The following is a 15,017-nucleotide window of genomic DNA, read 5'->3' as shown; positions in this document are numbered from 1 at the left end:
TGACTTTTTTTTATAAACTATTAGTTCTTCATTTGTTAATGTGGTTACTGCTGTATGATCTGAATGAGGTTACCACATGTATCGTCGAAGATAGCCATAGTAACCTCTCCCATTTCTGTAGGCTCCATTTTAAATTCTACACCTTGTTCCTTTAAACGTTTGTACTCATTATGAATGTCTGCCACACCAAACATGGTTGCTGGAATGCCATCAGCAAATAACCTCTCTTGATACTCTTTAGCAGCAGGATGACCATTCGGTTCGAGTAACAGTTCAGTACCGTCTTCCTCACCCGGAGAGACGAGTGTAATCCACCTAGCTCCTCCAGCTGGGACGTCATGTTTTTTGATAAAGCCTAAAGTTTCTGTATAAAACCGCAATGCCTTGTCTTGATCTTCTACAAATACACTGGTGACGATTATGTTCATTTATTTTGCCTCCTTAGTTATCCAACTAATTTCAAGGTGAGGTTTTTGTTATCCACATACTACACATATTAACACAATATTCCTAATGTTTTCGGAGAATTTTTTGATTTGAACCACGCCACTGTTGTGATTAACTCATGAAAAAGAGCCAATCCCTACGATTGACTCTTCTACACAACATCTTATTGATTTCCTTGTTTAACCCATTGCGCAACAGTAACGGTGCGTTTCGCTTGATGTTTTACAGCCGCTTCAACGTCTTCAACCATATTACCGTCCTGATCGACTGTGACACTTGTACCATATGGATTTCCACCTGAACCAAAAATGACTGGATCAGAGTAACCAGGTGTTGCGATGATCGCACCCCAATGCATCATAGATGTGTATAAAGATAATAATGTCGCTTCCTGACCACCATGAGGGTTTTGTGCTGAGGTCATTCCACTCACTACTTTATTTATCGTCTTACCACTAGCCCAAAGCCCTCCTTGTGTATCAAGGAATTGTTTCATTTGTGAAGGCAAGTTCCCAAATCGTGTTGGAAAACTAAAGATAATTGCGTCTGCCCACTCTAGGTCATCTGATGATGCAACTGGTACATCTTTTATTTCGTCAACTGTTGCTTTCCAAACTTCATTCTCTTCAACCACTGATTCTGGGGCTAACTCTTCAACTTTTAACACTTTAACCTCAGCGCCTAATTCTTTGGCTCCTTCTTCGGCCCATTTAGCTAATTGGTAATTCGTTCCACTCATGCTATAAAAGACAACTGCTAATTTTGCGTTTGACATATGATCCATCTCCTTCATTTCTTCAAGTAACTTGTAGCAATTTGCTGATAATCACCATTTTTATACCTATGTTTTATTGTGCTCAACCATCCAATTGTTAAACATAACCGTTGATTATTTCTTCCACACGCGCTCTAATACCACAGCGATCACCGTCCCGACTAATAGGCCGTTACTGATCACTTGTTTAACTGTCTCAGGTAGTAAGGCAAAGCTTTCTGGTGGGATGAACATTAATCCCGAACCTAGTAACATGGAGACCGTGATGATCGTGATTCGCCGTTCGTTTAATGGTTCTGAGAATAAATTACGTAACCCTAAGCCCATTAATTGCACAAAGCTTGCGAGTAAAGCTGCATTAGCGACAGGAGATGGAATCATCGCTAGTTTTGCAATGATCACTGGAAAAAAGGAAACGATCATTAATAATGCAGAAGCCCACATGAATGGTGATTTTTTCATCTGACCCGTTAGTTGCAAGAAGCCGGCTGTTGATGCTAACGGCACAACGGCAACACCAGAAAACATACCCGAAATCCCGTGGTTCATCCCAAGTACAAAGCTACCTCGATTCATTTGTGTTTGGTTAAAATCAACTTCACCCTTGATCACGTTAGATGTTGCTGATAGTGATGCCACAATATTAGAGAGTAAAATGAACGCCGTTAACAGCGCAATCGGAACCACACTCCAATCGAAAATCGGTGCTCCCCACGCAAACATTTCAGGAGCCTGGAAGAGTGGAGCATTGTCGAGAGTTGTTTGCTCTTGATCTAATAATAAAGCGAACAAAAGCCACCCGACAGAAATCCCGATTAAAACGGCATAACCTTTCAACCAGCCTTCGAAAAAGATGGATAAAATTAATACTAAACTAAATGTGATGAGTGCGATCGTAAATTGGCTAACCTGTATGTATTCGGCGCCATTTCCTAAACCAAACATCCCCTCTAAAAATGTCCCACTTAACTGAAACGTTAACAGAGTTAAAAATACGCCTGTCACGAGTGGGGTGAATAAATAAATCACTTTCCCCGAAATTTTGAGTATGCCAAATGCCATTAGAAAGACACCTGTCAAAATCATCGCCGCTTCTAATAAACGCAAGGCTTGAACGCCGTCTGGGCCGGCTGAACCGATGCTAATCGCAAAAACCGCAAACGTAGAAATCCATAAGCCAGCAGGTCCATCCACGATCGGCAACTTGTGTCCGAGCCAACCCTGTAGAAAGCAAGCGATCCCCACAATGAAGAATGTACGCTGCATGAGCATCATAATTTCTATAGCTTCCATTTGAAAAATCGATCCAATCACAATCGGAATCGCCATGGCATTCGCTAATAAAAAGATAAACCACTGTATGACTGTAAACACTTGCTGTTCCCCCTAAACTCCCAAATCATGTACCATATTTTATCATAGAAGATGGGGTTGAGTGGTGTTTTGGGCGTGGAGTTGTGTTTTTAACGTTTAACCGGAGGCAAATATGAGGGTCTAATTGACGGTTCTTCCTCTGTCATCACCGTTTCCGTTAATTAGACCTCTCCTTATTGACGGTTCTTCCTCTGTCATCGCCGTTTCCGTTAATTAGAGCTCTCCTTATTGACGGTTCTCCCTCTGTCATCGCCGTTTCCGTTAATTAGACACCCGCTCATTGACGGTTCTTCCTCTGTCATCACCGTTTCCGTTAATTAGAGCTCTCCTTATTGACGGTTCTCCCTCTGTCATCGCCGTTTCCGTTAATTAGAGCTCTCCTTCTTAACGAAATTCCAAGCGCAAACTCTCTTTTGGAGCAAATAGACATCGCCACAGCACAAGATTCCCTCCATTGATCACCGCAGTCACCCAAAAATAATTAAGGAGCAATCCCCTAAATGAGGATCTGCCCCTTATGTTTATTTGACGATTTGTACTTTTTGAATCGAACGTCCGTTAATTTCAACGATTTTAAATGTGAGATTATTTCTCTCGATTGTGTCTTCTTCTTGTGGAAAATAATTAAATTCTTTAAGTAAGTATCCTGCTAAAACGTCTTCATCCTCAGGTATGTCGGTGTGAAAGATGGAGTTCAAGTGGTGTAAAGTAATTTTCCCGTCGCAGATGATTTCTGTTTCGGTAAGTTTTTCAACCATAGGATCATTTTCTAAATCCATCTCGTCCTCTATTTCTAAACCGATCATGTTTTCTATGATATCTTCATGGGTTAAAATTCCTTCTGTACCTCCGTATTCATCAAGGACAATGGCCATATGCTTTTTCTCTTTTGTCATGCGACGGAACACCCATTCAATTGTGTGAAATTCATATACGATTAACGGGTTGGTATCGCTTAGTTCCATAATGGGCCTTTCTGGTTCTGTTGACCATTGGATTAGGTGCTTGGAGTGAAAGACACCTATTATCTGGTCGATATCATCTTCAAATATGGGATACCTTGTAAACGGATGTTGAATCACGATGTCTCTGACTTCTTCATATGTCGCATTGTTGGGTAAAGCTTCAATCTCGACACGTGGTGTTTTTAAGACATCTTTGACATTTAGATTACGGAAGTCAAGTACACCTTTAATTCTATAAGATTCATCTTTTTGAAGCATTCCTTCTGAGTCGGCTATATCCACAATCGCTCGAAGCTCATCTTTTGAGACTGACATAAGATCTTCATCGCCTCTGGATAAAGCTTTAGTTATTAATCCCGTTAATCCGTTTAAGATAACAGTGACCGGTTTAAAAACAATGACAAAAAACCTGATAACCGGATAAACTAAAAACGAGATTCGCTCGGGAAAAGCCGCTGCAATTGACTTAGGTATCACCTCAGCAAACACGATCACAGTAATAGTGAGGATCGCCGAGGCAATCCCAACATTCACACCGTATTGAATCGCCAGGGTGGTCACAAGTGTAGGCAGCAAAATATTAGATATATTATTTCCGATTAATATCGTTGTAATGAATTCACTCGGTTTTGAGACTAACTGTAGTAATTTTTCCGATTGATGCTCCCCATTGTTCGCTTTTGATTGTAGTCTCATTTTATTGGTTGCTGTTAGGGCTGTTTCACTTCCAGAAAAAAACAGGGACACAAACAACAATAGGATGATCGCGATGATCACTTAGATTTCCTCCTCGATGACTACCAATTTAACATTCTCCAAAAAGAAACACCCACTTGAAATGTAGCTAAGTGGTGAGTAGTTCTCATAGTGTATTTATCCTATAACATTTTTTAAAATAACCTTAGTAGAAGTCGTGTTATCAGCCAACTATAAGTTTAATATTCATCGTTATCACCTGTAGTATACCTAAAGGAACATTTGTGAATCAGAGAGATCCATCTTATTTGTTGAGTTTGGGTTAAGCGATTTTCAGTTAGCGTATAACCTAACTTTTTAGGAAGGACTTACCCAATATAAGTAATTCGACATTGTAAAAGACCCGGATTTGCCCCAACTTCGTTATACAAATTCTATCCGTTTAACAACGAAATAGGCTCGTCTATTTTTTCATCTTTCGCATAGGATGTGACGAGGTGAAGAAATTGAGGATCACAGCCATAAATAAGATGCATATTTTTGCAGTCATGTTTTTGATGAGTTTAGTGATGAGTATCCAGTCTCCACTTTTTGCGCCTTATGCTGCTACACTTGGAGCTTCAAGTGTCTTAATAGGCATTATGTTAAGCTCAGCACAAATAGCCAATTTATCTGGAAATTTAATTGCAGGTCCGTTGGTTGATCGTTACGGGAAGAAGTTGTTTATTACACTGCCAATGTTTTTAGCCGGAATTTTATTTATCAGTCATGGATTGGTAGCTGATCCAACTAGTTTATTGCTACTTCGTATTTTGAACGGGTTTGCGTTAGCTTTTTTAATTCCTGCAGCACTAGCTTTGTTATCCAGCTACGCCGTCGATAGTCGGCAGCAAGGTAAAAACATGGCTATTTACGGGATGCTAATGACGATTGCCAGTATTGTCGCGCCTCTTATAGGTGGGAATCTAGGAGCGTTTCTTGGTTATGAGAATACTTATTACTTAATTGGTGCAGCTTTATTAATCGTTGCTTTTTATACGTTCGGATTTGTTCGAGATCAGAAACAGCAAACCTCACATGTTAGAAATAGCGCTTCGAGTAACTTAACCTTCAGAAAGGTACTTGCCATTCCTAAAGTACATATCGTTTTGATGACTGGTTTTGCGGTGATGTACATCCATGGCGTCATCATCTATGAGGTTCCCTACCTAGCCGTTGAACAGGGATACTCAACAGCTACTACAGGTGTCATGTTAAGTTTAATGGCTTCCGGAACATTAATTTCTCTGTCATTATTCTTCATGCATCGTTTTGATCCGGTGAAGCGCTTGATGTTTGGCTTATTTGGGATGTCCATGAGCTTGTTTGCCATTTTTAATGAAATGTGGACCTTACCGGTGCTACTCTTTTCAGTTGGCTTCTTTTTTGGTATTGTTATGCCAGCAATGGCCATCGCTGTTACAGATGCCGTTTCAAAAGAGGGACATGGACGAGCATTCGGATTAATGTCTTCTTTCTATTCATTAGGGATGATTGTCAGCTCCTTTGTGACAGGGGTCATCCGAGATAGTGTGAACCCTTATTTTATTGCTTTTTTAGTCGGCATGGTTATCTTTACTTTGGTGGGATATAAGAAAATGAGCATTCAACAGGTTCAGGAACAGAGAGTGTATCGATAAATTTGAGATGCTTTGTAGCTGTAGATCCGGGTTATTGAGTGAGGTGGCCTCTTTGAGTGGTTCCTGCTTCCAAACGCCTTCCCCGGGAATAGACACGCTCTCTCTTTGTCCGGCTCCTACCCCCGCCTTCCCCGGGAATAGACACGCTCTCTCTTTGACCGGCTCCTACCTCCAAACGCCCGCCCCGGAATAGATACGCCCTCTCTTTGGCCGGTTACTGCCCCCAAATGCGTGCAGTGGGAATCGAGAGACGGCCTCTTTGACCGGTACCTGCTTCCAAATGTGTGTGGTGGGAATTGAGAGGTGGCCTCTTTGTCCAGTACCTGCTTCCAAACGCCTCCCCCGGGAATAGACACGCTTTCTCTTTGACCAAACCCTACCCCCAAACGCACGCTCCGGGAATAGACACGCTCTCTCTTTGACCAAACCCTACCCCCAAACGCACGCTCCGGGAATAGATACGCCCTCTCTTTGTCCGGCTCCTACCCCCAAACGCACGCTCCGGGAATAGATACGCCCTCTCTTTGTCCGGCTCCTACCCCCAAACGCCTGCTCCGGGAATAGATACGCTCTCTCTTTGTCCGGCTCCTACCCCCAAACGCACGCTCCGGGAATAGATACGCCCTCTCTTTGTCCGGCTCCTACCTCCAAACGCCCGCCCCGGGAATAGATACGCCCTCTCTTTGACCAAACCCTACCTCCAAACGCCCGCCCCGGGAATAGAGAGGGGGCCTCTTTGTCCGGTACCTGCTTCCAAATGCCTGCTACGGGAATTGATACGCCCTCTCTTTGGCCGGTTACTGCCCCCAAATGCGTGCAGTGGGAATCGAGAGGTGGCCTCTTTGACCGGTACCTGCTTCCAAATGCCTGCTACGGGAATTGATACGCCCTCTCTTTGGCCGGTTACTGCCCCCAAACGCCTGCTCCGGGAATAGATACGCCCTCTCTTTGTCCGGCTCCTACCCCAAACGCACGCTCCGGGAATCGAGAGGTGGCCTCTTTGACCGGTTCCTGCTTCCAAATGCCTGCTCCGGGAATTGACACGCTCTCTCTTTGACCGGTTCCTGCTTCCAAATGCATGTGGCGGGAATCGAGAGACGGCCTCTTTGACCGGTTACTCCCTCTAAATGCGTGCAGTGGGAATTGAGAGGTGGCCTCTTTGACCAAACCCTACCCACAATCGCCCGCCCCGGGAATAGATACGCCCTCTCTTTGACCGGCTCCTACCTCCAATCACCTGCTACGGGAATTGAGAGGTGGCCTCTTTGACCGGTACCTGCTTCCAAATGCGTGTGGTGGGAATTGAGAGGTCGCCTCTTTGACCGGTACCTACCTCCAATCGCCTCCCACGGGAATAGATACGCCCTCTCTTTGACCGGAGCACTCCTACTCCTGGCATTAGCCACTACTCCTTTATCAATTACTCAAAAAGGACAACCCTTTATTCGTAAAGTTGTTAATCATTTCGGCCATTTCTTTTGGTGATTGATCCATATCTTTCTCAATCCACTCTTTGATCACGTTGATTGCTCCACTGACGACAAAGGTACTTAAATACTCTGATTGTTCATAGCCAAAGGAGACCATTTCCTCCCAGTTTTTGATTAAAAATTGTCTGGCAACGTCCATGACTCGCTTTTCAAATGTCAAATCAACATGGTCGTTTAATAACACTTGGAATATCTCCTTTTTTGAGGTGATATATTCGATTAGTTTTTCGGTCATTTGAATCGATTCTTGTTCACCTGTGAAGTTGTAACTACTGAGATAGTTGTTTAAATCAGCAATAATTTCTTCCTCAATTTTGGCGAGTAAGTCATATTGGTCATGATAGTGGGTATAAAATGTTGAACGGTTAATATCAGCACGAGCACAAATCTCTTTCACAGTAATTTTGGAAATTGATTGATTAGTTAATAACGAGATCAGACTTTCTTTAAGCATCATGCGGGTATATTTTTTACGTCGGTCTAGTTTGTCACTCATGGAAATTCTCCTCCTTAAATTTATGACATTTTTATTGCAATCCAACAGTTTCACAAAATGTGTTGGAGAATTGACATTGACAATCAAACTGTTTGTTGAATATCCAACACAGTGTCCATATAATATTAAGATGGAATAAGATTAATTGCAAGAAAGGGTGAATCCTATCGATCTATCAACACGAATTATTAAACACAAAAAATCGATTGTTATCACATTTATCGTTATTGCGTTAGTCAGTGCTATAGCGCAATTCGCGGTAGCTGTTAATTACAATATGGTCGATTATTTACCGGATGACGCACCGTCAATGGAAGCGCTAGAGGTCATGGATGAAGAGTTTGATGATGAAGTGGCTAATACACGAGTCATGATCCATGATGTTTCCATTCCAGAGGCGCTAGCTTTTAAAGCTGAACTTGAGGCAGTTGATGGCATCAGTGCGGTCACCTGGTTGGATGATATCATTGATTTAAAAACACCCGTTGAATTAGCTGATCAAGACACAGTCGAATCTTACTATAAAGATGGGAAAGCTCTTTTTTCTTTTCATGTCCGTGATGGTGATGAAGTTAAGATTACCGATGAGGTTTATGAATTGATTGGTGAAGAGAATGCGATGACAGGTGATGCTTTAGACACGGCCATTTCTCAGAAGATGACGGGCAAAGAGACGATGTACGCAGCCGCGTTACTGATTCCAATCATCATTTTAATCCTTGTCCTTTCAACGAACTCTTGGATGGAGCCGGTATTCTTCCTGACTGCGATTGGTATTTCGGTGTTGATCAATTTAGGTACGAATATTTTTATCGGTGAAATTTCGTTTGTTACTCAATCAGTTGCTCCTGTGTTGCAACTCGCGGTCTCACTTGACTATGCAATCTTTTTACTTCATAGTTTTTCAGACTATCGGAAGAAAGTTTCTGATCCAAGTGAAGCGATGCGCCTAGCGATCAAGCGTTCATTCCCTGCTATTGCAGCGAGTGCATCCACGACTTTCTTTGGGTTTACGGCGCTAACGTTTATGAATTTTGAGATTGGCGCTGATTTAGGTTTGAATCTAGTTAAGGGGATTGCGCTAAGTTTCATTAGTGTGATGGTCTTCTTACCTGCTTTAACTCTGTTATTTTACAAATGGATCGATAAAACTCAGCATAAACCATTTATGCCTAGTTTTAAGAGCATTGGCAGTCGTGTGTTAAAACTAAGAATCCCAGCTATTTTATTAGTTTTCTTATTGATTGTGCCTGCCTTTTTAGCACAAAGCCAAACTTCCTTTATTTATGGTGTTGGCGATCAGCCGGAATCAACACGTGCCGGTGAGGATCAGCTAGCTATACAAGAGGATTTTGGAAAGTATACGCCTATGGTTTTATTAGTTCCTAAAGAAAATACCGCTAAAGAAGTTGAGCTAGTTAATAGTTTAGAGAATTTGAACTATGTTACAAGCGTCTTATCTTATACGAATACCGTTGGGGCTGCGATTCCAGCTGAGTATATTGATGAGTCTATTACAGAGTCCTTTTACTCGAATGATTATGCCAGAATCACCATTAATACTGAAACGGATAATGAGGGTGAGGCCACTTTTTCATTAATTGATGAGATTAAAGACATCACTAATTCCTATTATGAGGATGACGTGCACCTTACTGGCGAAAGTGTCACCTTGTATGATATTCGAAATACCGTACAAAAAGATAATACGCTCGTCAACTGGTTAACGGTGATAACCATTGCCATTGTTCTTTTAGTGACGTTTCGTTCACTTACTATTCCGGTCGTGTTATTACTTACGATCCAGGCAGCGGTTTGGTTTAACTTAGCCGTTCCGTACTTTACCGATTCCTCACTGGTCTACGTCGGGTACTTAATTATAAGTACTGTACAGTTAGCCGCAACCGTTGACTATGGGATTTTGTTTACCGAAAATTATAAGCATTATCGTCAGGATTTACCAGCTTATCAAGCCATGAAGAAAACGATTAATGAAAAGACATTTGCGATCTTTATCTCAGCTGCAATTCTATCAAGTGTTGGGTTCATTTTAGGAATGACTTCAACCAATCCAATCGTCTCTTCCATTGGCTTGTTATTAGGAAGAGGTGCACTATTAGCATTTGTGATGGTGCTGATATTCCTACCGGCGATGCTGTTAGTGTTTGATAAAGTAATTGAAAAAACGACGTTCAAAGCTAAATTTCATAAGGGGAAATGATCATGAGAAGAACACGAATATTACTAATTATAATCGCTTGTCTTCTTGTTGGATGGTCACCATTTTTCGTAATGGCTAATTCCAATGATGAGGCGTCATCTAGTGATAAGACAACTCAAACAGATGGTGCTTATTCTGAAAAGGATGAAGTCGTTTATGCTACATTAAGTGCGACCGGTGAACAACAAGAAATGTATGTCATTAATAGTTTTGATATAACTGAGCAAGGGACCATGGTTGACTATGGCTCTTACACGAACGTTAAAAATTTAACCAATTTATTAGAAATAGATCACGATCGTGAACAAGTTGAGTTTACTGCCGAGGAGGAGCAATTCTATTACCAAGGTGACCTTGATGGGCATCCTTTACCCTGGAACTTCGAGATAACTTATCGTTTAAATGGAAAAGAAATGACTCCAGATGAGCTTTTAGGTCAGGAAGGATCCTTAGAAATTTCAATTGACACGTCAGCTAATGATGCAGTTGATCCCACTTTCTTTGACCATTATTTAATGCAAATATCCGTAACTCTCGATTCAGATGTTTACCGTCAGATTAGAGCTGAAGACGGAACAGTCGCGAATGCAGGAAGAGATCAGCAAGTGACATTTACCGTGATGCCTGAACAAGAAGAAACCCTAGTTCTAGAAGCACTTGTTCAAGATTTTGAATTTGATGGGGTCGAAATATCAGCTCTTCCTGCCTCGATGTCAGTCGATCAACCTAATACGGAAGAAATGAATGATGAACTGGGGTCTTTAGCTGATGGCATGGCTGATTTACATGACGCAGTGGGCGACCTACTTGGTGGTGTTCAAGAATTAAATGATGGGGTCGTTGAATGGTATGATGGTTCTTCTGACTATCAAAATGGCATAAGTGAGTTGAATCAAGGCTCAAGTGATTTAATTGAAGGCTCAGAAGCCATTGATCGCGCACTTGAAGATATGAATCGATCTTTAGAAAATCAAGACGGTATGGATCTAAGTGACTTTGAAGAGTTAGAACAAGGCCTACGAGAAATTGCTGAAGGTTTATATGATACAGAAGAAGGTTTAAACGACTTAAGAGATAATTACCTTCAAGCCTATAATTCCTTAGATGAAGCGATGAATGGGATTCCTTCAAGTAATTTATCAGAAGAAGACATTCAAGCACTTTATATGAGTGATGCTGACTCTGAGGTAATCGATACCTTAGTTGAAACCTATGAAGCATCAATGATTGCAAAAGGGACTTACGAGGAAGTTCAAGAGGCCTTTCAAGCAGTAGGACCTACCCTTGAAGAGGTTACCCCTTCTTTAAATGAGATGGCTAACCAATTAGAAACAATGGCTGATGAGCTTGCAGAAAGTATTGATCAATCAAACTCAAATGACGGCATGACACAGCTTAAAGAAGGAATAAGCGAGCTATCAACTAATTATCAAGACTTCCATTCAGGATTAGTCGATTATACTGATGGTGTTGGCCAATTGAATGATTCATATCATTCGTTACACAAAGGGGTTGGCGAATTATCGGATGGAACGATTGAATTAGAAGATGGCGTTTCGGAATTACATGACGGGACTGAGGAACTTGCTGTTGAAACCGAAGATCTGCCTAATCAAATGCAAGATGAGATTGATCAAATGATGAATGATTACGAGGGAAATGATTTTGAACCCGTTTCATTTGTCTCTGATCAGAACGAACAAATTGAAACAGTTCAATTTGTGATTCAGACGGAAAGTATCACCTTCGAGGAAACTGAAGACGACGAGGAAGAATTTGAAAAAGAAGATAAAGGAATTTGGGAGCGATTTTTAGATTTATTTAGATCTTAATTACTGAGAGGCTGGGACAAAAGTGATTTGGCTAAAGATAATCCGAACGACTGGTTCAACCCCGCTTCGGAAATATACTCCGCTTTCCGCGGGCGGCTCGTGAGCCTCCTTGCGCTATCGCGCTGTGGGGTCTCACCTTGGCCTTTCCTCCCGCAGGAGTCTACGTATATTTCCTACGCTAATCCAGTTCATTGTTCGTCTTTAGCAACTCTTCACTTCGTTATGTCCCAGCCTCTATTTTGCAAGAACCATTGCATCAACAATTATGAACCTGGAAAAAATCAGGTCACATCAAAAATAAGAGTGAGTGTTAACGAACCTCAATCATTCGACTTAGACTTTTTATCTCAAAAAAATTCTAAGGGGTAGAATAATCCACCTAAACTGGGGAATAAACAAAGTAAATAGAAAATAAATCTTCATAAATAACGAACCTAAACATAACATAATTGACGAATAAACAAGCTGAATTTCACTAAAAATGATCCAAAATACCAATAATAACCGTGACGTTTTAAAAGCTTTGCGTCATACCATATAGTAAGACTAGGAAGGTGGATAACCATGAAAAATGAGCTTCATTTCTCCAATTCAACACAGCACGATATGACTTTTGAAGATGTAGTCAGTCATATGGAACAATTTATTGCTTCTTCTCCTGATGCTGCCTATCTTTTATCAATTGGAACCGACGCTCAAGTCTATCCGGGTGAAACCGAATTTGCGACAGGTATTATCTTACGACGAATTAAAAATGACTGTGGCCAAGGGGCTTGGTGTGCGATTCATAAGCAGTCGATTAAACGCCCGATCCACTCATTACATGAGAAAATCTCTCTAGAAACATCAATGAGTCAACATGTCGCTTCTCATTTTACTCCTGATGTCATTGAGAGATTTGTTGATATTTTAATCCCATACATCGACCAAGGCGCACAGTTCGATGGGCCAGAAATTCACCTAGACATTGGCGAGCGTGGACTGACTCGCTCTTACATTCAAGAGATGGTTTCTCGAATTAAAGCAATGGGCTTAGAGGCCCGGATTAAACCAGATGCTTATGCGGCTTCTAATTTTGCTGATCGCTATGTAAGATAGTCTTATCTGATCGAAAACAGTGCTCAAATGCACTGCTATAAGTCATTAAACGTTTTCCCCTTGTTCTTTTAACTTTTGCACTTCCACAATAAGTTCGTCTAATTCTTGACTTATTTGAATGGTACTTTCATAGCTTAGTCCCATTTCTAAACCGATTTCGATCATCTTTTCTCTTTTATACTGAAGTTGATTGAGTAACTCTTCTTTTCGTTTTGAGTCCATCCGTTCAAAACACCCCTGCTAAAGTTTACACATTTACTTCAAATCAGTTAATTATTTTGCCAACATATCTAATGGTACTATTTCACTAATAAATTTCAATAGAAAATATTGAAAAAATTAAAAATTCGTGACACTGGTGAATTAAATGTAGTTAAGTTTTTCAATTAAGTGCCTATTTTTTATATGGATCTTAAAGATTTCTAGAAGCCTATATGCCGATGACGATGCCCTTCCACCTAGCTTTAAGGCTAATACAACGTCGTTCTAGACATTCCTCATATCGACTTTCGCCTTGTCGAACTGACTCATGTTACATATGTTATTAGTAACTAAACACAAGGAGGGATATGAATGGGCTACGGATATGGAGCTAGAGGCGGTTTTACATTAATCGTCGTATTATTCATTCTTCTGATCATTGTTGGGGCTTCTTATGGTTATGGTGGTTATTAATCCAACCAACCACGCTATTCTCTAAGCCAGTGTGTCTAAACTACACTGGCTTTTATTTTTTCTTCCCTTAGATTCCTCCCCTCTTTTATTAAGAATTTTCCTATAAAATTTTCTTGAGAATTTGACAAATTAGCCAAAGACATTTACATTAATTTTGTAAAGAAAAAATTTAACGTTCTTAACTTTTAATAAAAAATTAAAGGGAGGTGAGTCATTTTCAATAAGTAGACATCTGATTATCTACATAGACAGTCTACTATGGGGTAGCGTTAGAAGTGGCTATCCTTTAAAATGAAGTTTGTCATTTAAAGAGAGAAAAAATTTAAATAACGAGAGGGGATTTTATGAGCTTTAAAAACTTCAAATTATTTTTACTAATGACGGGACTACTAATGGTTTTAGCTGCATGTGGAGACAACGGGGAAGATCAAGCCGATCAAACTGAACAAGAGGAAAATGATGAGCCTGTTTCTGTTGAAATTGGACAAATTAACTGGGCTGAAAATATTGCCGTGACAAATATGTGGAAAGTCATTCTCGAAGATCGTGGTTATGACGTTGAGTTAACGAACCTGGATATGGGACCAACTATGTCTGCCTTAGCTAACGATGAGCTAGACTTGAGTCTAGAAATATGGCTTCCTGTTCAAGACCAGCATTACTTAGAGGAATATCAAGACCAGATTAATTTTTCTGATGAGACTTGGTATGACAACGCTAAGGTTGGTCTGGTAGTACCAGAGTATCTTGAAGACATCAATAGTATTGAAGACTTAAACGAGCATGCCGAGCTATTTGACTATCAAATCACCGGCTTCGATTCAGGTGCTGGTACGATGGAAGTGGCTGAAGAAATGGTACAAGAATACGACTTAGAACTAGAATTAGTTCCAAGTTCTGAACCAGCCATGATTGCAGCAATTGATCAAGCTGTTAAAAATGAAGAACCAATTGTTTCACCACTGTGGAATCCACACAGTATCTTTGCTGAACATGATTTAAAATATTTAGATGATCCTAAAGAATCCTTCGGTGGAGTTGAAAAGATTCACCATGCTACTCGTCATGGATTTGAAGATGATTATCCTGAATTTAGCGAATGGCTAAAAAACTGGAAGATGAATGACGAAGAGATTGGTGAGTTAATGGGTTATGTTGAAGAAGCTGAAGAGCCAATTGATGGTGCCAAAGAATGGGTTGAAGAAAATGAAGACCTAATTGATGAGTGGATCAACTAATAGGAAAAAACTTAAAGCCCCAAACCTAGTG

At 40.7% G+C, this 15,017-nt stretch carries 13 protein-coding genes; 6 read left to right on the top strand and 7 right to left on the bottom strand.

Features of this window, described 5'->3' with window-relative positions:
- Positions 1 to 44: 44 nt before the first annotated feature.
- From HWQ49_RS00305 to HWQ49_RS00290, 4 genes are all read right to left on the bottom strand, one after another.
- Positions 45 to 428, bottom strand: coding sequence for a VOC family protein (locus tag HWQ49_RS00305; RefSeq protein ID WP_188205581.1), 384 nt, complete (start codon positions 426 to 428; stop codon positions 45 to 47).
- Between the two features lie 182 nt (positions 429 to 610).
- Positions 611 to 1,222: an NAD(P)H:quinone oxidoreductase gene (gene wrbA, locus HWQ49_RS00300; protein ID WP_188205580.1), complete on the bottom strand. Its 612-nt coding sequence runs from the start codon at positions 1,220 to 1,222 to the stop codon at positions 611 to 613.
- A 114-nt stretch (positions 1,223 to 1,336) separates the two neighbouring features.
- Positions 1,337 to 2,596, bottom strand: a complete 1,260-nt coding sequence (locus HWQ49_RS00295) for a purine/pyrimidine permease (RefSeq protein ID WP_188205579.1) — start codon at positions 2,594 to 2,596, stop codon at positions 1,337 to 1,339.
- 521 nt (positions 2,597 to 3,117) lie between these two features.
- Positions 3,118 to 4,338: a hemolysin family protein gene (locus tag HWQ49_RS00290; RefSeq protein WP_188205578.1), complete on the bottom strand. Its 1,221-nt coding sequence runs from the start codon at positions 4,336 to 4,338 to the stop codon at positions 3,118 to 3,120.
- A 416-nt stretch (positions 4,339 to 4,754) separates the two neighbouring features.
- Between HWQ49_RS00290 and HWQ49_RS00285 the strand changes: the two genes are divergently transcribed.
- Positions 4,755 to 5,936, top strand: coding sequence for an MFS transporter (locus HWQ49_RS00285; RefSeq protein ID WP_317450883.1), 1,182 nt, complete (start codon positions 4,755 to 4,757; stop codon positions 5,934 to 5,936).
- A 903-nt stretch (positions 5,937 to 6,839) separates the two neighbouring features.
- On the opposite strand, the gene HWQ49_RS00280 is transcribed toward HWQ49_RS00285, so the two are convergent.
- Together HWQ49_RS00280 and HWQ49_RS00275 are read right to left on the bottom strand one after the other, a co-directional pair.
- Positions 6,840 to 6,980, bottom strand: coding sequence for a hypothetical protein (locus HWQ49_RS00280; protein WP_188205577.1), 141 nt, complete (start codon positions 6,978 to 6,980; stop codon positions 6,840 to 6,842).
- A gap of 372 nt (positions 6,981 to 7,352) precedes the next feature.
- The gene (locus tag HWQ49_RS00275) at positions 7,353 to 7,922 is read right to left on the bottom strand and encodes a TetR/AcrR family transcriptional regulator (RefSeq protein ID WP_188205576.1); all 570 of its coding nucleotides are present in this window, start codon (positions 7,920 to 7,922) and stop codon (positions 7,353 to 7,355) included.
- 277 nt (positions 7,923 to 8,199) lie between these two features.
- Between HWQ49_RS00275 and HWQ49_RS00270 the strand changes: the two genes are divergently transcribed.
- From HWQ49_RS00270 to HWQ49_RS00260, 3 genes are all read left to right on the top strand, one after another.
- Entirely contained in the window at positions 8,200 to 10,143 is a 1,944-nt protein-coding gene (locus HWQ49_RS00270) for an efflux RND transporter permease subunit (RefSeq protein ID WP_223155002.1), read from the top strand.
- Positions 10,144 to 10,145: 2 nt separating this feature from the next.
- Entirely contained in the window at positions 10,146 to 11,975 is a 1,830-nt protein-coding gene (locus tag HWQ49_RS00265) for a coiled-coil domain-containing protein (RefSeq protein WP_188205575.1), read from the top strand.
- Between the two features lie 564 nt (positions 11,976 to 12,539).
- A complete protein-coding gene (locus tag HWQ49_RS00260; RefSeq protein ID WP_188205574.1) occupies positions 12,540 to 13,073 on the top strand; it encodes a ribonuclease H-like YkuK family protein in 534 nt (177 codons plus the stop codon).
- Between the two features lie 45 nt (positions 13,074 to 13,118).
- On the opposite strand, the gene HWQ49_RS00255 is transcribed toward HWQ49_RS00260, so the two are convergent.
- Entirely contained in the window at positions 13,119 to 13,295 is a 177-nt protein-coding gene (locus tag HWQ49_RS00255) for an aspartyl-phosphate phosphatase Spo0E family protein (protein WP_188205573.1), read from the bottom strand.
- Between the two features lie 351 nt (positions 13,296 to 13,646).
- On the opposite strand from HWQ49_RS00255, the gene HWQ49_RS00250 reads away from it, so the two are divergent.
- Together HWQ49_RS00250 and HWQ49_RS00245 are read left to right on the top strand one after the other, a co-directional pair.
- A complete protein-coding gene (locus HWQ49_RS00250) occupies positions 13,647 to 13,748 on the top strand; it encodes a YjcZ family sporulation protein (RefSeq protein WP_188205572.1) in 102 nt (33 codons plus the stop codon).
- Between the two features lie 344 nt (positions 13,749 to 14,092).
- Positions 14,093 to 14,986 (top strand): glycine betaine ABC transporter substrate-binding protein, encoded by an 894-nt coding sequence (locus HWQ49_RS00245; protein WP_188205571.1) that lies wholly within the window; start codon positions 14,093 to 14,095, stop codon positions 14,984 to 14,986.
- The last annotated feature ends 31 nt before the right edge of the window (positions 14,987 to 15,017 follow it).

The sequence above is a fragment of the Alkalibacillus aidingensis genome (genome assembly GCF_014595945.1).
Classification (GTDB): domain Bacteria; phylum Bacillota; class Bacilli; order Bacillales; family Alkalibacillaceae; genus Alkalibacillus; species Alkalibacillus aidingensis.
This window is presented reverse-complemented; position numbering and strand designations above follow the sequence as displayed.

Bases quoted from the DNA above. Each gene is read 5' to 3' on its own strand.
- HWQ49_RS00305 (WP_188205581.1), bottom strand. From the start codon at position 428: ATGAACATAATCGTCACCAGTGTATTTGTAGAAGATCAAGACAAGGCA.
- wrbA (WP_188205580.1), bottom strand. From the start codon at position 1,222: ATGTCAAACGCAAAATTAGCAGTTGTCTTTTATAGCATGAGTGGAACG.
- HWQ49_RS00275 (WP_188205576.1), bottom strand. From the start codon at position 7,922: ATGAGTGACAAACTAGACCGACGTAAAAAATATACCCGCATGATGCTT.
- HWQ49_RS00270 (WP_223155002.1), top strand. From the start codon at position 8,200: ATGGTCGATTATTTACCGGATGACGCACCGTCAATGGAAGCGCTAGAG.
- HWQ49_RS00265 (WP_188205575.1), top strand. From the start codon at position 10,146: ATGAGAAGAACACGAATATTACTAATTATAATCGCTTGTCTTCTTGTT.
- HWQ49_RS00260 (WP_188205574.1), top strand. From the start codon at position 12,540: ATGAAAAATGAGCTTCATTTCTCCAATTCAACACAGCACGATATGACT.
- HWQ49_RS00255 (WP_188205573.1), bottom strand. From the start codon at position 13,295: ATGGACTCAAAACGAAAAGAAGAGTTACTCAATCAACTTCAGTATAAA.
- HWQ49_RS00250 (WP_188205572.1), top strand. From the start codon at position 13,647: ATGGGCTACGGATATGGAGCTAGAGGCGGTTTTACATTAATCGTCGTA.
- HWQ49_RS00245 (WP_188205571.1), top strand. From the start codon at position 14,093: ATGAGCTTTAAAAACTTCAAATTATTTTTACTAATGACGGGACTACTA.